Below are 21925 nucleotides of genomic sequence, written 5' to 3' on the forward strand. Positions count from 1 at the left end.
CGGCTCATCTTCAAATCCTGCAGCCTTCTTCTGATCTCCAAGTTATTTTTAGCGAAACATCAGTCCCTTATTGGGTGACTAGAAGTATGCTTCATCTATGCTTTATATATGCTTCATGTATGCTTTATATATGCTTTATCTCTCTGGAAGCGTTATTGACAGAGACTTTCCACCGATTCATTTTTGCCCGTTTTGCCCTTTTTACAGCTAATTTGGAATAGTTATTCTTTTTTTAGATTAAAGTGAGTTCCTTCCCAGGTTTTTAAGGAAAGAAAATGCTTGAGGGCAAGAGCTGTATATTAAGAAAAAGACAGACGAACAATCAGCCTTTATATTACCATAAGATAAAGGATGCTTCGGGTCACTGCCCTATGCTGGAGTTATGGATGGATTCTTTTTGGGAGAGTCATGAGTAATTTTCATTGGGGGAGGAATGGGCAATGATTGTTAGTTACTCTATCATCTTATTATAAACTGAAAAGGACGGGAGGTTATTTATTGTTAAAAGGGAATCAATAACTATTGTATCTATTGCAATAGAAGAGTATGGTTTATTTGGGTTGGTATAAAATGAAGTGAAGATTGATGGATTGTTCTTTAATGGTAGGTTAGAATCAAAGGGAGTAGAAAGCAAAATAAGAGTATCGACCTCTTGGGTATGAAACAATGGTTTGGTTAGAACCAAATGGAGTGGAAAGTAACATAGGGATGTATGCTCCTTGGTTATGAAACAGGGGAAGGTTAGAACAAATGGGGTGGAAAGTAACATAAGGGTATAAACTCTTTGTGTCTGAAATAATATTAGGTGGAAGTAACATAAAGAGGGGAGGAACCTTACATTTGTAATATTAGTAGTTACCTTCCAGGGGGAGGTACAAAGAATAGAACTAATTTAAGATGGACTTATTCTTCTGCATACTCTAGTTTTCTGAGCATACCCCAGCTCTGTATTTTTAATCTGATTTAGTATCGTAAAGCACCCCTCCAAAACTAATTGTATGTTCCACGTGGAACATCTCAATTATGTCCCTCCTTCTATGTAATTTTGCTACCTATTCAAACTAACTTATGTTTCCATCTTACGATGTTATAGTGGTAGGCGCAGGACACGCCGGTTGTGAAGCAGCAGCTGCAGCAGCAAATATGGGTTCCAAGGTATTACTGATAACCATGAATATGCAGACTATTGCCCAAATGAGTTGCAACCCAGCAATGGGAGGTATCGCTAAAGGACAAATAGTAAGAGAGATTGATGCACTTGGTGGATACTCAGGTATAGTTACTGATCAGTCAATGATTCAGTTCAGAATGTTAAACCGTTCTAAGGGACCTGCTATGTGGAGTCCAAGAACGCAAAACGATAGAATGTTGTTTGCTACAAAGTGGAGAGAAGCTTTGGAACAAACTCCGAATGTAGACTTCTACCAGGATATGGTAAAAGGATTACTGGTAAAAGACGGGCAATGTTATGGTGTAATCACTGGACTGGGTCATGAAATAAAATCAAAATCAGTTGTACTGACCAACGGTACTTTCCTAAACGGGGTGATGCATATTGGAGATAAACAGTTCGGTGGAGGTAGAGTAGCAGAAAGAGCGGCTACCGGAATTACCGAACAACTGGTAGAACTCGGATTTGAAAGTGACCGTTTGAAAACCGGGACTCCTCCAAGAGTAGATTCCAGAAGCCTGGACTATTCCAAAATGGAAGAACAAAAAGGAGATGATGTGATTACCGGATTCTCTTACCTGGATGTTGAAAAGATAAAACCTGAACAACAGAAAAGTTGCTACATCACTTATACAAGTGAAGAAGTACATGAAATGTTACGTACAGGTTTTGATCGTTCACCAATGTTCCAGGGAAGAATTCAGGGAATAGGACCAAGATACTGTCCAAGTATAGAAGATAAAATCAACCGGTTTGCCGAAAGAGAAAGACACCAGTTGTTTGTAGAACCCGAGGGTTGGAATACCGTGGAAATTTATGTGAATGGATTTTCTACTTCCCTGCCGGAAGATGTACAATATAAAGCTCTGCAGTTAGTACCCGGATTTGAGAATGTTAAAATGTTCCGTCCGGGGTATGCCATAGAGTACGATTATTTTCCACCAACACAATTACAATTCTCCCTGGAAACAAAACAAGTTCAAAACTTATTTTTTGCAGGACAAATAAATGGAACAACCGGATATGAAGAAGCAGCATGTCAGGGTTTGATGGCAGGAATTAATGCACACCTCAAAGCATTCGGTCAGCCGGCATTTGTTCTAAAGAGGAGTGAAGCATACATTGGGGTGTTGATAGATGACCTCATAAATAAGGGAACTGATGAACCTTACCGTATGTTTACTTCCCGTGCAGAATTCAGAACATTGTTACGTCAGGATAATGCAGACCTCCGGTTGACAGAAAAAAGTTTCCGTTTAGGATTGGCCAGTCAGGAGAGAATGGATAAAGTGAAAGAAAAACAGGAAGGAGTAGAAAAAATAATAACGATTTTAAAAGAGTTACCGATAGATCCGGAAGAAATTAATCAGCTGTTGATTGAAAAAAATACTGCTCCATTAACACAACGAATCCGTGCATACCAGATTTTGCTCCGTCCTTCAATGGATATTTTTATCATGAAAGAGCATGTTGCTAAAATGAAAAACGCGCTGGCTGGCTTTAATAATGAAACTTTAGAGCAGGCAGAAATTCAGGTGAAGTACGAAGTATATATAGAAAAGGAAAATGAACTGGTGAAAAAAATGAGCCAGTTAGAAGATCTGATCATTCCTGATAGTTTTGATTATACCAAGTTGGTATCGTTAAGTACCGAAGCAAGACAGAAATTTAATAGAATTCGCCCAAGAACTTTAGGTCAGGCTAGTCGCATAAGTGGAGTTAATCCAAGTGATGTTCAGATCCTGATGGTTTATATGGGTAGGTAGAAAAAAATAATTTGTCCAAAATAAAAATACATGCTTTTATATAAGCATGTATTTTTTTGTTTATATTCGTCTTATACCGAAATCGAAATCTCTTTTAGGATAGTAAAACTAGCGTTATGAAAACAACTGAACACACAACTGATTTTTAATAATGGTAAACTAGCAACTTCATACTTATCAAAACAAATAGATATTCCTGATTTAATAGAAAATTACTACCCTTATAAAAATTGTAAAAGCATAACCCAGTTTATCTGTCAGATAATTTTCTACAACGATAAAAACAACTTTTGAATAACATAATAGATTAAAAACATTTTCCCCATTTATAATGGGTGTTAGCATATTTTATTTTGCGGTGCACAATGAAAATATTTTATAGGCATCGAATTAAAGAGAAAGGTTAAATTAGAAGTATAAAAACACCCGGTCCGTTTCTTCGGGCTGGGTTTTTTAGTAAAATGATCTAAATTATTGATAATCAATCAAATAAGAATTATTAAAACGACCTCATTATCTCCCTGAATTTGAACGATCGCAGATGTTGTAATATCATTGCTTCAAAATAGGGGTCATTGGAAAAATAGGGCTTTAAAATACGTTTTCCTTGTTTATTCCTTATTTCGTAAATTACTCTTACCTAAATAAGCTTCCAATATGCTTAATACACTACTTACCTACACCAGCTTACTATTATCTTCGGTTCCACAAACAAAAATTGATACTACCACGAATGAAAGTTTTTTATTGGTTGGTACCTATACAAAAAATGCAGAGCAGGGAATCAATGTTTATGCTTTTAATAATCTGACAGGAACACTCCGTTTTGTTAGTATTGTGAAAGATGTGGATAACCCTGAATACCTGGTAATAGCTCCAGATAAAAAACATGTGTATGCTACAAATGAAGGAAAAACGCCAACCGTTAGCGCTTTCGACTGGGACACTACTACCGGACAGCTCAACTTTCTGAACAAGCAACCTTCCGGTGGTGATTCACCCTGTTATGTAAATATTGATCAGGATGGTAAGTATGTAATAGTTGGAAATTATGGAGGAGGTAGTTTATCTGTTCTTCCGGTTAAAGAAGATGGAAGAATAGATGCACCCGTACAAACAATAGAACATACAGGGGCCGGTGTAAATAAGGCCCGTCAGGAAAAACCACATGTACATTGTGTGGTATTTAGTCCGGATCATCAATTCCTGTATGCGGCGGACCTTGGAATAGACCAGGTAGCGATTTATGCATATAAACAGGGAGATGTTCAACCATTGACGCCGGCATCTCCAGGTTCTGCATCATTCCCTCCTGGCTCAGGACCCAGGCATCTCATTTTTCATCCAAATGGGAAATGGGTTTATGTGATTCATGAGTTGGACGGAAAAATCACCGCCTTCAATTATAAGAATGGGGCACTCATCCCTTTTCAAATGATATCCACATTACCGGAACAATTTAAAGGACAAATTTCCGCGGCAGATATCCACACTTCGCCGGATGGTAAATTTTTATACGCATCGAACAGAGGAAGTCTTAATAATATTGTGATTTATAGTATTGATCAGAAAAAGGGCCTGCTTGTAAAAAAAGGTCAACAACCTTCCGGTGGTAAAACACCACGAAACTTTATGATTGTTCCTTCCGGGAATTTCCTGCTGGCCGCAAATCAGGATTCAGATAATATAGCTGTTTTTAAGAGAGATAAAATTACAGGATTACTCAGGCCTGTCAAGCAGGAAACTAAAGTACCCGCACCGGTATGTCTTAAAATGATTGGAAGTAATTAGGGTACGGAAATTGTAGAATTTTTATAGGGATTGCTTTTTTACACTCAATTACAAAAGTAGACTATGAAAAACAAAGATGTTAAAACGGAAAAAGATCTTTCAGGTAAAAAAGATAAAGAAGATAATGAAGAATTTCCAGGGTATCCCATTTACCCGGCAAGTGAAGATATTATGAACCAGGAAGAACAGGAAGATCTTGATGTGGAAAAAGTGACTGGTTCGGCCAGAATCAATAATGAAATTGCCAGAGAGAAAGGAATAGAACCTGCAGATTTTGATGAGAGCCTGGATATACCCGGAGCAGAACTTGATGATAATGAAGAAGTTCTCGGTGAAGAAGATGAGGAAAATAATTTTTATAGTCTTGGAGGTGACAGACATGAAGATCTTGAAGAGAGCAATGACAATATTGATTAGTAACTCTTTATAATAAAGGCGTCAGCAATCTGCAAACAGCGTCCATAAAACGTTGCCAGATTGAACGGTTTTTCCAGGAGCGGCGTTCAATCAACTCTGCATCCTGTAAATCCTGTTCAAAAGATAATTGTAATTTTTGTACAGTAGGTTTGTCATAGACCACAACAGCGATTTCACTGTTCAGATAAAAACTTCTGTTATCCAGGTTTACAGTACCAACAATAGCGAGATTGTCATCAATCACAATTGTTTTCGCATGAATGAATCCCTTCTTATAAAAATAAACTTTCACTCCTGCATCCAGCATTGATTTGATATAAGATTGAACAGCATGTTGTACAAAATAGGAATCCCCCCGGAGAGGAAGTAGCAGCTCTACATTTTTACCTGCCTGCGCGGCCATCTGCAAAGCAGTGAGGAGTTGTTCGTTTGGAATAAAATAAGGATTGCTTATCCGGATACTACGAGTGGCAACATTTATTGCCATCAGGATCGCTTGCATGGTCATCGGAAAATCTGAATCCGGACCACTGGCTACCACATCAACAAAACAATTACCCTTTATTTCTGAACGATGAAAATAAGGATCACCAAAATTAAAGATTTGCTTGCTGCAATAACGGTAACTCATTAAAAACTGCAGCTGTAATAAATTCACCGCATCCCCCTCTAACCGTAAATGGGTATCTCTCCAGAAAACCGGATGTTTACCATTATTAAGATACCGATCATCTATATTGATACCACCAGTAAAACCCACATCTCCATCTATAACAATAATCTTACGGTGATTGCGGTAATTGGCATTCAGGTAAAAATTAATCAGTACCGGAGAAAACGAATATACCTCCGCACCATTATCTTCGAGTAGCTCAGGGATATCGCCAATGTCTCCAGAACCAAAATCGTCATATATAAACCGGACTTCTATACCTTCTTTTAATTTTTCCACCAGGATCTCTGCAATAGCATTTCCCACATCATCTGATGTAAACGTATAATATTCAATATGGATGTGGTGTTTAGCAGCTCTCAGCGCTTCCATTACTGCAGGAAATTTCTCTTCTCCATTCAGTAACAATTCTACCCGGTTATTATGAGAAAGTACAGAATGCCTGGTATTCAATAACATAGCAGAAATTTCCTGCTTGTTCGTTACAAGATGACGTAATTGTAATTGCGACTCTACTATTTCTTTACGCTGAGATTCCCAGTAACGCAGCATCAATGTGGCATCTTTACTACCTTTCAATGTAAATCGCCGGCGCTTGCGAAGGTCCCGCCCCAGATAATAATAAACAATCAATCCAAGAACAGGTACGAATACCAGTAACATGATATAAGCGAGCGCCTTTATTGCATTACGGTTTTCAAGCAGTATACTACTTACAACTCCAATAAAAGAAAGAGAAAGTAATACGTAGCCTGATATTTTTAGTGCAATGTGCCAATCTGTTCCCCAGAGAAAATAGAATATCTGATACACAATGGTTACTAATAATAGTTATGTGGATAAAGGTACTTGTAATTTATCTTGTTGTATTACAAGTTAATATTGTCTTATTAAAAAATTGACGAGAATAAATTATCCCCATAAATCGTTCTTAACGTAAATTATCATTTTTTTTGTTGTTACAACAAGCTGTACATGCAGGAATCAATCCTAACAAAACTTGAAGCCTCCCGCCGGGAATTACTCGACCTGGGATTACGTAACCCCTTACTCAATTATCATTTACCCGCTAGTCGGGGGGTACATATTGAACAGGAGAAGGCTACCAATATTTATGAAGTATTGGTAAAGCAGGGGAAGGCAATGACTTTTTTACCGAAACCCGGTAATAAGGAAATTCCGGAATTGGAATTGACAATGCCAGCTTCGCCAAAAGCCGAAGCTGATGTGACGGATCCTGTTTTACAAGGGCAGGAAGAAGTTGTTTACGACACCCGTTTGCAAACACTGGAAACAGTAGCAAGTTTACAAAACAGGTTATTGAATACTTATTATGCAGCGCGTACCAGTTTGGAGGAACAGGGTGTGAATATCCTGTTCATCACATTGGGAATGCTGCGATGGTATGAAAAAGATAATAGTAAAGAACTGCGGCAGGCCCCGTTGGTATTGATTCCTGTGTCTCTCGAAAGATCCAGCGCAAGGGAACGTTTTCGTTTACGCTATACCGGTGGAGAAGTGGAAATGAACCTGAGCCTGCAAACCAAAATAAAAACTGAATACGGAATACATCTCCCCGATATGCCGGAAGCAGATGAAATAGCCGTGATGGATTACATAGGAGAATTAGCAGAAGTTATTCATGGAATGCCCGGCTGGGAAGTGATCCCGGATGCGGTAGAACTGGGATTTTTCTCTTTTGGTAAACTGATGTTGTATCATGATCTGGATAGTAACTTATGGCCTGATGATGAACAACCCGTAAATCATCCCATTCTGCAAAGCCTTTTTGGAGAAGGCTTTAATGAAGGTAAACCCGCTGTACCGGAAGATGCATTTATAGATACAGAAACCGACGCGCATGAAATGCATCAGGTGGTAGATGCCGATGGTTCCCAACTATTGGCTATGCTGGCGGTGCAGGAAGGACGTAATCTTGTTATCCAGGGACCACCGGGTACAGGTAAATCACAAACAATTACAAATCTTATTGCCAATGCAATAGGTGAAGGTAAAAAGGTATTGTTCGTAGCAGAAAAAATGGCAGCACTGGAAGTGGTGAAACGCAGACTGGATAGCATTCAGCTGGGAGAAGCCTGTTTGGAATTGCATAGCCATAAAGCCAATAAAAAAGAACTGCACCAGGAATTAAGAAGAACACTGGAACTTGGTAAACCAGCAATACAACAACTGCAACAGGAAGTAACATTACTGAATGATTACCGCCGGGAGCTGAATGATTATTGTCTGTCCATAAATACACAGGTTGCACAAAGCGGACTTACTCCGCAACAGGTAATGGGCTACCTGTTACAATTGAAAGAACAATTTGATAATACAGAACTACCCCGGATTCAGATCCCCGAAATTTCTTCCTGGGATATTAATCAGATGCAACGTGCAGAAGCGATGGCTTCACGAATCGAAGCACGCCTTGCAGAAACAGGATTACCTTCAGCACTGTTATTCTGGGGAAGCCAGTTAACAGTATTACTACCATTAGCTGAAGAGCAATTGTTGCCTGTTTTAAAAGAAGGAGAAAAAACAACAACAACCCTGCAACATGAAAGTGCTGTCATTGCCGGACAGATAGGACTGCCCATGCCATTGAGCAGAAAGCATAGCATGGATTTATCTTTTGTAGTACAACTGGCATCCATATCTCCGGATATAAATGGTATCCTGATCAAGCACCCTGCATGGCTTCAGCAAAAAGAAGAGATCAAAGAAGTACTCGAAACAGGGAAACGCTTACGACAGTTGCATGAGATATATGATCCCATACTGATTCCGGAAGCATGGGAACAGCAGGTGCTTGAAATTCGTCAGAACCTTTTGGCGTATGGAGAGAAGTGGTACAAATTCGTGATCAGTGATTATAATCGTAGTAAACGTCAACTGGCGGCATTGTGTAAAGCAGGATTGCCAAAGGATCTTACCGGAAAACTATCTTGTGTAGATGCAATACTGGAGGCCCGCCGGCTGGATAAAATAATCCAGGAAAAGGAAGTACTGACAAAAGAATTATTCGGTCAGCGCTGGCAGAAAAATTATACGAATTGGGAAGCACTGGAAACGGCAACAAATTATCTCACAGAAGTACATCGTCAGATAAGTATAGGTTCCTGCACTACAGTAATATTAGACTACCTGGAAAGAAACGAACCGGTAGAAAATGCAAAGCATTATTATGATACACTGTTGAGAACTTTACAACAGCATGGATCTGCTATTGAAAATATAGTAAAAGCACTTGCATTAAATGAATTACTCCGATTCCGTAACGTCACTCCATTACTACAACGCCCCTACGAAGAACAGATTGTTTTATTGCAGGCCTGGGCAGCAGGATTACCGGAAATACATCAGGTAATTTCATGGAATAATCTCTCTGCAACCGCAGCAGCTGAAGGGTTTCAGACATTGATTAATGCGGTTATACGCTGGCCGGAAGGAAGTAAAGGATTGAAAGCAGCATTGCAAAAAACATGGTATGAATATTTATGGGAACAGGCGCTGACAGAACATTCTTCTCTGCGTAAATTCGAACGTTCCAGTCATGAGTCTGCAGTGAAACAGTTTGTAAAACTGGATATGCTGAACCTGCAATATAACAGGGCGCGTGCAGCTTTAAAACATTGGGATGGTGTACCACCATTGGAAGCAGGAGGGCAGGTAAATGTTTTGCGTACAGAGTTTAATAAAAAAGCAAGACATATGCCCATCCGTAAATTGATGCAGGCAGCCGGACTGGCAATACAGGCAATCAAGCCTGTATTTATGATGAGCCCTCTTTCTATTGCTAACTTTTTACCGCCAGGTTCTCTGCAATTCGATCTTGTAATATTTGACGAAGCCAGCCAGGTAAGACCGGTAGATGCATTGGGCGCTTTACTCCGTGGAAAACAATTAGTGGTAGTAGGAGACAGTAAGCAGTTACCCCCCAGCAGCTTTTTTGATTCTTTGTTGAAAGAAGTGGATGATGAAGAAAATGTAACAGCAGATATGCCAAGTATATTAGGCATGTGTGATGCGCAGGGCGCGCCACAACGGATGTTACGCTGGCATTATCGCAGTCGTCATGAATCACTCATCACATTTTCCAATCACGAGTTCTACGAAAATAAGTTAGTTATTTTCCCAAGTCCCGGTGGAGATCAGAAAATGGGATTGGCATATCATCTTTTAAAAGATGCAACATATGATCGTGGTAAAACGCGTACCAATCAAAAAGAGGCAGACGCAATAACAGCAGCGGTGATAGCACATGTGCGCAAACATCCTGAAATGAGCCTCGGTGTTGTAGCATTTAGTACTGCACAGATGCAGGCCATTCAGCAATCGTTAGAAACCGCGCGCAAAACAATCCCGGATATTGAAATGTTTTTTAAAGCGCATCCGCATGAACCTTTCTTTGTAAAGAATCTTGAGAATGTGCAGGGAGATGAAAGAGATGTGATCTTTATCAGTATCGGTTACGGACGTACACCGGAAGGAACCGTGAATCTTTCTTTTGGTCCGCTGAATAATGAAGGTGGAGAACGCCGTTTGAATGTGTTAATAACCCGTGCGAAACAACGGTGTGAGGTATTTACCAATCTTACTGCCGATGATATTGATATCAGTAAAACAGAAAGTGAAGGAGTACATGCGTTAAAGAATTTCCTCTACTATGCACAGCATGGAACATTGCCGGTGGCATCTTCAGGAAGTACGCCTGCACGGGCTCCTTTTGAAGAACTGGTAGCAACACAGCTCACAGCAGCAGGGTATACAGTACATAAGCAAATAGGAAGTAAAGGTTTTTATATAGATCTAGCTGTTACAGATCCTGAAAATCCCGGGAAGTATTTACTGGGAATAGAATGTGACGGAGCTTCTTATCATACTGCACGTTCTGCCCGCGACAGAGACCGTTTACGGCAGCAGGTACTGGAAGATATGGGTTGGGAAATATACAGAGTGTGGAGTACAGACTGGTTCCGTCATCCTGCACGGGAATTGAAAAGATTACTGGATGCAATAGAAAATGTACGATCACAACAGGTAGTAAATGTTGAAGAAGAAAATGATGTTTATACGATCGTTAGAGAAACAGAAGAAGAGGATGGAACAGATACACCGTTATATGAATTAGCGGTGTTACCGGCAGAGATAGCAACAAAAGATTTGCATTTACATCCGGCAGAAAAAATGCAGGGTTGGCTTGAAGAGATAGTGCTGATAGAAAGCCCGGTACATACGGATGAAGTAATTCGCAGAATGATAGAAGCGGCGGGAGTTTCCCGTGTTGGCAGCCGGATCAGGGAAATAGTAAAACAGACTATTACCAGTGCAGAAAGTGTAGGGAGTATTGTTGTAAAAGAAGAGTTCTTGTGGCATGCACAAATGGAAATACCATCATTACGCAGTCGTGCTAATTTGCCTGCGGCTTCCCGCAGGCTGGCATACATTGCACCGGAAGAAGTGATCGTTGCTGTGAAAAAAGTAGTAGAAGATGCCGTAGCAATTTCTCTGTTAGCAGCAATACCAATGGTGGCAAAAACATTAGGACTGAGCCGTGTTACAGAAGATATAAAAACTGATCTTGCAGCAGTCATAGACCAATGCATTGAACAGGATATTATTTATCCGGATGGTGAATGGCTGAAGACTAAACCATAACAGCTTTGAAAATTCTGCTGTATAACATTACGAGATAAATAATCAAGATCAATATATTGAATACCAGGAGCCAGTTGAAATCTGGTTCCTGGTATTTCTTTTTCATGCAGATGATAAGCAATGACAGGAATCCCAGAAATAGTATTGCAGGAAATACCAACGTCCATTTATTTGGGATATACAGGTGTGTTGTTTCCACACGTGCATCCCAGGGTTGGTGCCCTCCAATGAATGGAAGTATTCCAAAGAATAATATGATAATGAATATCTTGATAGCTGTTTTAGCAGCCATCCGGCTGATCTTTATATTTTTATTTTCCTGCTTCATCTTTACAAAGTTCGGTATTAAAATATTATCTGCCTAAGTTCGGTTTGCGAATGTGAATCCACCAGTGGATAACGAGAACAATAAACAGGTTAGTCACACATAAGAAAGTCATCAATTTATTCTCTCTTGAAAATCCTCCTATAAACAACCAGGCAAAGAAATAAAGATGAAACCATACAGGCACCAGCCAGGTAATGAAAGGTAATACGGTTGGAGTTACTTCCCGTTTCTTCGTGAATCCTGCAATGGTCATAATGGGAAAGAGCACCAGTAAAAAAATCAGCTTCTCTTTACTAACAATATTAAAATGAACTTTCAGCCATGTAGACACAGGGAACAGCGTTAACCACAATATTAACTGTGAAATTAATATTGATAGTAGTGGGATGATAGCCTTCCATACACGAATGGCTCCTGCTTTGGTAAAATGAATAATTTCAAGAGTTCGGGCAAACAAGGAATAAAAGAATACAACACAGAGCCATCCAAAAAAATTACCATAAGGGATGCCAAACCAATCTCCTGTAAGTGCCATTTGAGGAAGTTGTCTATCCTCCCAGCTCCAGTGCCACATGTGTAACCGGTAGGCCACAACATCCATACTGAGATCTATACTGAGAGCCAGCAGGGAATCAAAAGCCGCAGCAGCCCAGAGAGGTAAGCCCTTGTTATCTGATATTAACCGGGAGGTATAAATAATAATGCCCCAGCTGGTACCTATGCATACCGGGATATTATCGGGAGCATGTCCGAGCATCAGCATGAACTGCCCATATTTATAGCCTGCGCTACTCATTACATTTACATATTCCAGTAAAAGACCAAAGCCAACACCACCAAGCAAATAGGATACATGCCCTATACCTTTTTTCCATGCATTGAACAGCGTAATAATAAAAAGGAGGTACATGAAAAACTCTGTTAACGGATAACAGTAAGAAGGCGGAAGCCCGTATGGCATGTTAGGGTAGGGAAACATTATTTTAGTTCTTTATCGATATGTGAGGTATGCTTTGTATCGCGTACCACAGCATATACTATGAGGGAAATGAAGATGCAGCCAGTGATATACCAGTAATACAGAGATTCATGGTCTACCTTTTTGAAGTATAACGCTAAATATTCTGCGGTACCTCCAAAGATTGCTACAGTAAGAGCATAAGGTAGTCCTACTCCGAGCGCTCTTACTTCAGCAGGAAACATTTCTGCTTTCACAACAGCATTGATAGAAGTGTACCCACTGATAATAATGAGAGCCGCCAGAATGAGGAAAAAAGCGCTCCATTCGGAAGTAGTATGGCTAATAGCAGTAAGAATGGGAACAGTAAGTAATGTACCCAGTAAGCCGAAGCTCAGCAGTAGTGGCTTACGTCCTATTTTATCACTTAACAAACCAAAGAGTGGCTGTATGCAGGCGTATATCACCATTAACCAGAACGTTAAAAAAGTAGAACGTTCTTTGGTGAGGTGTACGGTGTTTACAAGAAACTTTTGCATGTAGGTAGTGTACGTATAAAAGGCAAGCGTACCACCCATTGTAAGACCAATAACGGTTAGCACTGCTCGAGGATGTTCTTTAAGAAGAATAAGTACAGAACCACGTTTTGTATTCTCTTTTTCCACAGTTATTGTTTCCTTCATATGCCGCCGGATGATCATGGCGAACAATGACAATGCCGCACCGATTACAAATGGAATTCGCCAGCCCCAGGCATGCAGTTGTTCGGGAGTAAGGAACACCTTTTGCAGCAACATTTGTATACCCAGAGCGATGAGTTGTCCGCCGATGAGGGTAACATACTGGAAGCTGGAGTAAAAGCCGCGTCTGCCGGGAGTGGATATCTCACTCAGATAGGTAGCGGAGGTACCGTATTCACCACCAACACTCAGTCCTTGTAATAATCGGGCGGTTAATAAAATGATGGGGGAGAAGATCCCGGCCACGGCAAAAGTGGGCGCCAGTGCTATCATCAGGCTGCCAAGGGACATCAGCAATACAGACAGGGTCATAGCCGTTTTCCGGCCTGAGCGGTCGGCAATAGTGCCAAACAGCCATCCACCTACGGGGCGCATCAGGAAACCTACAGCAAAAATAGCAGCAGTGTCCAGAAGTTGAGCCGTAGGATTACCTTTGGGGAAGAAGACAGGGGCGAAATAGAGCGCAAATGCGGCGTAGGCGTACCAATCGTACCATTCAACCAGGTTGCCGATAGAGCCGGTAAAAATAGCTTTAATACGCCAGGCGGTATCGTTTGATTTGTGTTTTTCAATGTTTGCGGTGGTCATATATATTTATAGGTGGCTACCAAAAATAAGGAATAGTCTTACACATACGAATCTGTTAATTCTTATATTGCTTTTATTTTACAAAATAGATCATCATGGACGCAATTACAATAGCCAAGAAGGCAGCAGGAGAGAAAGCAGCATCACTTGTACATACTGGAATGCTTGTAGGACTAGGTACTGGTTCTACTGCTTACTGGGCAATTCAAAAAATAGGAGAGATGGTGAAACAAGGGCTGCATATACAGGCTGTGGCTACCTCGCTCGCATCGGAAAAGCAGGCGAAGGAACTAGGTATCCCCATTACTTCTTTCAGTGAAATACAACAACTGGATATAGATATTGATGGTGCAGATGAAATCAGTGAAGACCTGCAGATTATTAAAGGAGGAGGAGGATCCCTGTTGCGGGAAAAAATAGTGGCGCATGCCAGCAAAAAGAGAGTGATTGTAGCAGATGAACGTAAATATGTTAAAACACTGGGCAAGTTTCCATTGCCGCTGGAAATAGTTCCCTTTGGATGGGAGCTGGTATTTAAAGCGCTGCAAACATTGCAGGGTAAGCCTACACTCCGTACAAGAGAAGATAAACCATATATCACTGATAACAGCAACTATATTATTGACTGCTCTTTTGGTGTGATAAAAGATCCTGTGCAGTTACACCAACAGTTGAAAGCGATTACTGGTATTGTAGAAACGGGATTATTCCTGAACTTACAACCAACGGTGATTATTGCGTATGAGAATGGAGAGATAAAGGCGATCTAAAAGTATAAAGCTATATCCTATGTTATATGCGGTGATTTGCATCATCTGGCTAACCTCTGAAATTCTCCTGAACAGGATCTTACGTGCTGGAAAAGAAGACAAGCAAAAGTCCGACCGGCAGTCACTCATGATTATCTGGATAACTATCATGAGTGTGATGCCTGCAGCACAATTTATTTCTGCCATGTACCCTGCGCCCATCAGCACTTATAGGGGAACGTCCTATATAGGAATGGGGATGATTGTTGCAGGGATGCTATTCAGATTTTTTGCGGTGTATACGCTGGGAAGATATTTTACTGTGAATGTAACGATCCGTTCAGATCATAAAATCGTAAAAGAAGGATTGTATAAATATCTGCGTCATCCTTCTTATCTCGGTTCTTTATTTTCTTTTTTCGGTAATGGTTTTGCGCTTAATAACAGGATTGGGTTGTTCATTTGTTTTGTTCCGGTACTAGTTGCTTTTTTATATCGTATGAAAGTAGAGGAGGAGTTATTGGTTTCTAATTTCGGGCAGGAATATGTTGACTATAAAAAACAAACGTGGCGGTTGATCCCATTTGTGTATTAAACTATATTTTTGCAGGATATGAAAAAAGAGTTTGACGCCTTGTAGCACCAAAGTGTTTACAAGTGAAAAACAAAAAAAGAATGGATGCAACTGTTGATAGCCATACATACAATTGTATAAGGCGTCTGGCAGGTATCTATGATGAAAAGCGACGTTATCCATATTATTGGATGGATTACAATCCTACAGGATATTACCGGTATAACGGGCACCATTATCCATCTACAAAAGGTAATCGTGATTATCCGAACTGGAAAATGGTTTCTAAAAAAAGGAAACAGTGGATGAGAAAAAGGTTTTATCTACATCAATTTATTTCCCTTAGCGGCAATAAATATCTTTACATCCGCAAGTAGAACTTAATTTAAAACGAGCCTGAATTTCTGATTCAGGCTCGTTTATTTTGGGATCTTGATGAAGGCTTGTCGTTGTTTAGGTTATTCTCCAGTCCTTCATTTATTTCTGATACAACTTCGTTTAATTACATTAAAGCAGTTAACGCAACTATCACAAATCCCAACACGATAAAGATCGAATACAGTGTAATCAGTGCAAATCCTTTGTAAATGGATTTGAATACTGATTGCTGATAAACAGTCTTTAAAGCAACGATGATATAGAGGATGATGAATAATAATTCCAGGTTATTGAAAATATATGTCAGGGAAGGGAATATTTTTTCAATAATGGAGAAAAACAGGAAGATTAAAAAAGCGGCAGCATGAAAATGCAATGAAAAGATAGCATGATCAACGTAAAAATATTTCTTCCTGTCATAAAAGAGTCTTAATAATAACGCAAACAGTGGCAATAGTACAAACATCATTTTAGGAATGATATGTTGTGTTTTGGCCGACACTTGTTGGACTGCCCCTTCACCATAGTGTTCAATCGTTTCCAGCCAGTGATGATAGATCCAGCTTACCGGATTGTGGGCTCTTTTATTTACCGGCAGCGAATTTTGCACGGAATCATACCGTTTTAAATACTCGTAATCGATACCCATGAGTACTTCAAATTGGTATGTATGAGGAAGCGAATCGAGCTTGTTCGATACCATTATTGTATTGATGAGGGCTTCCTTTGTTTTATCCGCAAGCGTATCATTGCTTTTAGTCAAAAGCATAACATGCAGGTTGGCAGCTATTTGTTTTTTTGTTTGCAGGGAAGCGTGTTCTGCAATGGCTTCTTCAATTCTTTCTTCAGCGTGATTAAAGGATAAAAGCGCCAGGAAATATAGGAAGGAGATAAATACATACATCCGTATGGGGTGCAGATATTTTGATCTTCTGCCGGCAAGGTATTCTTTTGTTAAAAAGCCAGGTTTAAATAACAGATCCTTCATTGTTGTGAACAACTTGGAATCATAATGGGTAAGGTCTTCAAAAAAGTGTCTGAATAAATGTCCGAAGGATTCCTTTAGTTCCAGGTTTTCCTGACCGCAATGGGTACAGAATCTTTCCTCAACTGTGTTACCACAATTCAAACAGGTTTTATCTATACGTAGATGTTTTGACATAGGCGAAAGCGTTGTATAAATAAAAATAGGAAGGAAGGTTGAGGATTCGTAATTTTTGAGGAGTTATATTAACAAATAATTGGCTTTTACTTTAGTTATGACAGGAAAACAGAAATGTGTGTATAAAAAGAAGGTGTTTTCTATTTCATTTCTACCCCGACAGAGACAAGGATTTTATCCCAAAATGAGACAAATGATTTTGCTTTTAAACTGGCAGGCAAGCTGAATTATTTAGCAGATTCCATGCTATATTATAATTAAATAAGATGGGCAACAGCTGAAAAGACACTCGGTGAAACCCGGCTGCAGTAGCGGATTTAGCCACCGGAGATGCGTTAGACTACTCATAAAATAGCCAGCAATAGACACGTACATACACAATCAATAAACAATTTAAAAGATTTACTATTTCGTCGTTACCACCTGTCAATTTTGACTGCCGGGTTCATCTTTACTTGCCATCTTTGCATCATAGTAATACGTAATAATTGCCTGTCAGCCCAACTTTCCACATCATGCAACCCGTCATTAAAAGAATTCTGAAACAAACAGCGTTACCCCTGTATCTGCAATTCCGAGGCCTATATCACAAAGGGAATAAGGTAACCTGTCCCTGTTGTAAACGTTCCTTTTCCCGGTTTCTGCCACTAGGTGTAGACCGGCGTCCGGGACAATGTCCCCGTTGTCGCTCTAATGAGCGGGACCGGGCCTTATGGTTATACATGGAGAAGTATCCTGACTTCATCAATGCAGGCAAAAAGCTCCTGCATATTGGTCCCGAAAGCATCTTTTACAGATACTTTAAAAAGATGAAAGGGCTTCATTACACACCTGCAGATAAGTTTGCACTGACATTTGAAAGTACTTACCCATCGGAGACTATTTACCTCGATATTGTTCATATGCCGGAGATCCCGGATAATATGTACGATGTGATCCTCTGCTCGCACGTATTGGAATACATCAAAGAAGATGATAAAGCTATTAGTGAGCTATTCAGGGTACTTAGGCCTGGCGGAATTGCATTGCTGCAGGTACCAATCAAGCCAGGGCTGGAGATTACATATGAAGATGATAGTATTACCAGTCCGGAACAACGCGCCCTCATTTTCGGGGATCCCGGTCATATCCGCTTTTATGGAGAAGACTATGCAGATAAGCTAACAGCTCAGGGATTTGAAACAGACTTTATTCCTTTTATTTCATTATTCACACAGGAGGAAATAGAAAAATATGGACTGGTAGCTACGGATGATTTTCAACTGGCAAAGAAAAGTTCCTGGGCTAATGAGATCATTCAACAAGTGTTAAGTTTTCAGTTATTGCTGTTGCCGGTTTTATTATGATCATCAATAACAATATTAGCAAGGGAGATTTGTAGAAAATATGATTTTGAATCTGCAATTGAATGGACATCAAAGTTCGAATCCAGTTATCCCGACTGAATTGGACGAGGCTGTATCAAAAATAAATAAAGGGTCTGAGAATCGTCTAAATGGCTATAAGTCTCCATCAGGTACCCGAATAAAAAGAGGCTGTATCATACTTTTGATACAGCCTCGTTTTTCTTTATCCCCACCTGTAATGTTGTTCAGACTCGCAATTGGCTCAAACGGTGAATTTACTTTAGAGGTTAGAAATGCCCCTTTTTCGTGATTATAGGTCACTCCTTTTGGGAAGACAAACTGTTCCTATTATTTATCTTTACTGGCTGCCAGGTCCCTGATATGATCGGCATGCGTGGGTATACAATAACTCTTAAACCAGTTTTCCTCCTTGTCTACAAAACCAGGATTCTTTTCCACCATATCGGCAATGGCCAGCAATACTTTTTTTGTTAAAGGTTCCATGTAAGGCAATGCATCTCCGCTCAACAGTATGGCGCATATTGCCTCAAAAAGCGGTGCATGTTCTGACCCGCTGATGGCAGGTAATTGCGCGATGATCGAGGCGATATGCTGCGCCAATACTTCCGGCGTCAGATCATGAAGCACTGCCAGTATATACTCTTCCAAAAAACTTTCGCCCCTGAATGGTTTCATGTTATCAAAATCATTGCGTAGCGCTGATGCATTGACAAGGGTGGTCAATAGTGTGGCCAGCCAACGTTCATCCGCTTCCTCTTTGGTAGCAACCACCAGGTAAACAGCCAGTATCAACCGAACTAATGCATCTGTTTCTGTATTGAAAGCAGGCGAAAACCTGGTGATCATTTTTTCGGTCTCCCCATTGAAGGCATACATCGCCCCCAATGCAAAAACAGCATAACTTCTTCTTACCCGCGTATGTGTTGTATTATTCCATTCCTGTAGTAACAGGGTTGATGTTGCTGGATGTTCGTTACCTGCAATTAACAATACATATTGTGCCTGCCGCGCAATTTCATCATCCGGCCCACCTGCCTGTTCGAAAAACAATGGCAACAAGGGCTCCAGGGAAGCCTGCAGTTCGGCATACAGGTCATGCAGTCCTTTTATATTCGGCAACGCCACCACACTGCAAAGAAACTTATATAATCGTTGCCTGATCACGGACTCCTTTAGATAATAAGGCAGCATCCGCGCCAATATAATACCTACCTTAACTTCAAGCAACGTTTCCTCGTACTCCAATTGAGACCAGATGCGGCGGGAACATACGTTAGCAACTTCCTCCTCTTTTGATAAGAGTCCGGTAAAGGCAGTTAACAAAGTATTGTCCATGTCTATTTTGTCAAACTCCGCCTGCAACTTTGCAGGCGTTTCCAATGCTGCTATTTTATTTTCGATGAGCACTTCGTTATACTTCTTCCTGAAATTCGCTGTAATGGCGTCCCAGGCAGTAATGGGCGTTTCCTCTTTCCCATAGTCCTTCCAGCCTGGCATAAATACCTCCCACGGCTTATGCTTATAATTCTCCGGCATTTTTAGTACTACCTGCCCCTGCTCATCATATAACTGCCAGTTACCTGTTCCATCGCTATTGGGAGAATAGTCAACCAGGATAGTACCATTGGGATAAAAATAACTAATGCGAGGGTCTTCTTTTTCATACACCAGGATATTATTGTAATACCTGCGCCGGTGTAAGCCGGTTACCATTTCATCACGTACAACATACAATTGCTGGCCTGTTTTATCGAAGATGGTTTGTTCACTATCATTTCCCTCGTTGCGATGAACAATTTTTCTATGGATTATTGATTTGTCCTTGAACCGGTGATAAAAACTTTCATACCGAACGCCATCTTCACTCCATTTGGCATACCTGATCTTTCCGTATTCATATTCGTACTCCTCTTCCCGTATGCGGTTGCTTGTATCATATTTATATTTGCTTAGCAGATCACCGTCCCGGTCCCACATAACAATGTAGCCGGTATATTTATTCGTTCGAATATCTATTTCACTCATTTGCCAATGGGCATCCACATGGAACGAATTATTTTGGTCTTCATAATAAGCCCGTTCCGGTACCGAGGCTGGCCGTTTGGGTAATTTTGTACCTCTTGCACTTACGGGCAGGCCCTGCCTGTCGTAATAGCGTTGGGCATTATAAATGCCCTCTTCAATAAAATCAAATTCTGCTCTCCATACAATGTCATTTTTGGCAGCATAGCTTCCTGACAATAATTCCCAGCTTTCCTGATCAGATTTTATAAAGCGAATCGTGCCCAGCAATTTTTGCATGTTTTTCCATTTTACTTTTCATTCATACATCTCAAATTTCGGTAGTTCAGTTTATATCTTCATAAAACGGAGCACTACAAATGATCTACAAGCGGTAATAAGGCCAGAAATAAGGTTACCTGCGAACTTCAAAGAATATCCGGGAGTAGCCATTATAAGAGTTATTCTCCTGTTATGCTGCCTGGAATTGTAATGCTAAAATCTGGTGGAATGATAAACTTCGCTATTGGTCTGCGGAGGTTTGGGTACTGAGATGTTAAAAAGCGTTACTGCCATGAATATTACTACTTTAATTTAAATACATTAAAAGCTAATGGCAGGTATTTTAGTTATTTCAAAATATGCATCAATTTATTGAATACGTCTTTAGCCTCAGGCATATTTAAAAAAATCCATGCATGATACATTTCCTTGTATTCATAATAATTAAGGGCTATGTTTTTTTCTTTTGCCAGAGTTACTAGTCTTCTTGCATCGGGCAATACCACCTCGTGGGTTCCAGCAAATAAATGGATGGGGGCTAATCCTTCCAGAGCGCCATATATCGGACTTATCATGTAGTTAGAAATATTGGTGTTTGCCGCATAAATTGAAATTGCTTTGCTGAACCCCTTAATATCAATGTAGGGGTCGTACTTGTCAATTATCTGAATTTCAGGATTCTGCATTGTAGCATCCAGAAAAGGGGATAGTAAAATGATTTGAGAAGGCTGGGTAAGCTGATTGTTACGGACATATTGTGCAAGCGAAAAAGCAAGTCCCCCACCTGCGGAGAACCCCATCAATACTACGTTTTCTCTGCCTGCTTGTTGTAGTAGCTCTTCATATGCAGGTACTACCATGTCGAACACATTTTTGTAATTGCTTGCAGGAACCAGCGGGTAGTCAGGTATCACAATACCCAAATCAGTATGTTGTACAATCTTGTTTAGAAAAAACCAGTCGTATTTTGTAATGTTAGCAACAAAACCGCCTCCATGCAGGAAAAATATGTAGCGTTGCGGCATGCTATTCTTTTTCTTCAGCTCCCAGATTGTTCTCCCAGTGGGTGATTTTCGGTATAAGACATCACACTGGCTTTTTACTTTATCTGGTATACTGGCGGCTTTGTGGAATTTACTGAAATCTCCGGTCCTGAATTCTTTTTCAATTTTTGTTTTTATACCCATTATTCGGATGAGTGCGCGGTAAATTTTGCTTTTAAAACTTGGTCTTTCCATGTGATAGTAATTAGTATTTTGAACAATTTCATTGCTGTCTATAAGCCCCGGGGGCTTTGCGTAAGTATTAGTAAACAG

General features: G+C 40.2%; 16 protein-coding genes. 9 read left to right on the forward strand and 7 right to left on the reverse strand.

Annotated features, from left to right (window positions below; genetic code table 11):
• The 4 genes from BM176_RS32790 to BM176_RS25335 form a co-directional block, all read left to right on the forward strand.
• Positions 1-221, forward strand: a 221-nt coding sequence (locus BM176_RS32790; protein ID WP_218162283.1) for a hypothetical protein, incomplete at its 5' end; no start/stop codon positions are given.
• An 847-nt stretch (positions 222-1068) separates the two neighbouring features.
• Positions 1069-2937, forward strand: a complete 1869-nt coding sequence (mnmG, locus tag BM176_RS25325; RefSeq protein ID WP_090107150.1) for a tRNA uridine-5-carboxymethylaminomethyl(34) synthesis enzyme MnmG — start codon at positions 1069-1071, stop codon at positions 2935-2937.
• A 657-nt stretch (positions 2938-3594) separates the two neighbouring features.
• Entirely contained in the window at positions 3595-4728 is a 1134-nt protein-coding gene (locus tag BM176_RS25330; protein ID WP_090107151.1) for a lactonase family protein, read from the forward strand.
• 63 nt (positions 4729-4791) lie between these two features.
• Positions 4792-5145: a hypothetical protein gene (locus BM176_RS25335; RefSeq protein WP_177230540.1), complete on the forward strand. Its 354-nt coding sequence runs from the start codon at positions 4792-4794 to the stop codon at positions 5143-5145.
• 7 nt (positions 5146-5152) lie between these two features.
• On the opposite strand, the gene cls is transcribed toward BM176_RS25335, so the two are convergent.
• The gene (cls, locus tag BM176_RS25340; protein ID WP_177230541.1) at positions 5153-6631 is read right to left on the reverse strand and encodes a cardiolipin synthase; all 1479 of its coding nucleotides are present in this window, start codon (positions 6629-6631) and stop codon (positions 5153-5155) included.
• A 162-nt stretch (positions 6632-6793) separates the two neighbouring features.
• On the opposite strand from cls, the gene BM176_RS25345 reads away from it, so the two are divergent.
• Positions 6794-11482 (forward strand): DUF3320 domain-containing protein, encoded by a 4689-nt coding sequence (locus BM176_RS25345; RefSeq protein ID WP_090107153.1) that lies wholly within the window; start codon positions 6794-6796, stop codon positions 11480-11482.
• Here the strand turns inward: BM176_RS25345 and BM176_RS25350 are convergent.
• The 3 genes from BM176_RS25350 to BM176_RS25360 form a co-directional block, all read right to left on the reverse strand.
• The gene (locus BM176_RS25350; RefSeq protein ID WP_090107154.1) at positions 11472-11810 is read right to left on the reverse strand and encodes a hypothetical protein; all 339 of its coding nucleotides are present in this window, start codon (positions 11808-11810) and stop codon (positions 11472-11474) included. The genes BM176_RS25345 and BM176_RS25350 overlap by 11 nt on opposite strands.
• 25 nt (positions 11811-11835) lie before the next feature.
• Positions 11836-12720 carry a carotenoid biosynthesis protein gene (locus tag BM176_RS25355; RefSeq protein WP_177230542.1) on the reverse strand — a complete coding sequence of 295 codons (885 nt, stop codon included), beginning with the start codon at positions 12718-12720 and terminating at the stop codon, positions 11836-11838.
• A gap of 68 nt (positions 12721-12788) precedes the next feature.
• A complete protein-coding gene (locus tag BM176_RS25360; RefSeq protein ID WP_090107156.1) occupies positions 12789-14096 on the reverse strand; it encodes an MFS transporter in 1308 nt (435 codons plus the stop codon).
• 95 nt (positions 14097-14191) lie between these two features.
• Between BM176_RS25360 and rpiA the strand changes: the two genes are divergently transcribed.
• The 3 genes from rpiA (at position 14192) to BM176_RS25375 (ending at position 15796) form a co-directional block, all read left to right on the forward strand.
• Positions 14192-14866, forward strand: a complete 675-nt coding sequence (rpiA, locus tag BM176_RS25365) for a ribose-5-phosphate isomerase RpiA (protein WP_090107157.1) — start codon at positions 14192-14194, stop codon at positions 14864-14866.
• A 19-nt stretch (positions 14867-14885) separates the two neighbouring features.
• Entirely contained in the window at positions 14886-15440 is a 555-nt protein-coding gene (locus BM176_RS25370) for a methyltransferase family protein (RefSeq protein ID WP_090107158.1), read from the forward strand.
• Positions 15441-15520: 80 nt separating this feature from the next.
• Positions 15521-15796 carry a hypothetical protein gene (locus BM176_RS25375; RefSeq protein ID WP_090107159.1) on the forward strand — a complete coding sequence of 92 codons (276 nt, stop codon included), beginning with the start codon at positions 15521-15523 and terminating at the stop codon, positions 15794-15796.
• A gap of 125 nt (positions 15797-15921) precedes the next feature.
• Here the strand turns inward: BM176_RS25375 and BM176_RS25380 are convergent, their stop codons facing one another.
• Positions 15922-16959, reverse strand: coding sequence for a DUF3667 domain-containing protein (locus tag BM176_RS25380; protein ID WP_090107160.1), 1038 nt, complete (start codon positions 16957-16959; stop codon positions 15922-15924).
• A 515-nt stretch (positions 16960-17474) separates the two neighbouring features.
• Here BM176_RS25380 and BM176_RS25385 point away from each other — a divergent pair.
• Positions 17475-18305, forward strand: a complete 831-nt coding sequence (locus BM176_RS25385; protein ID WP_090107161.1) for a class I SAM-dependent methyltransferase — start codon at positions 17475-17477, stop codon at positions 18303-18305.
• Positions 18306-18653: 348 nt separating this feature from the next.
• On the opposite strand, the gene BM176_RS25395 is transcribed toward BM176_RS25385, so the two are convergent.
• A complete protein-coding gene (locus BM176_RS25395; protein WP_090107163.1) occupies positions 18654-20627 on the reverse strand; it encodes a hypothetical protein in 1974 nt (657 codons plus the stop codon).
• 329 nt (positions 20628-20956) lie between these two features.
• Positions 20957-21847, reverse strand: coding sequence for an alpha/beta fold hydrolase (locus BM176_RS25400; RefSeq protein WP_177230543.1), 891 nt, complete (start codon positions 21845-21847; stop codon positions 20957-20959).
• Positions 21848-21925 lie beyond the last annotated feature (78 nt).

Origin of the sequence: Chitinophaga sp. CF118 (assembly GCF_900112615.1) — a bacterium.
Classification (GTDB): Bacteria; Bacteroidota; Bacteroidia; order Chitinophagales; family Chitinophagaceae; genus Chitinophaga.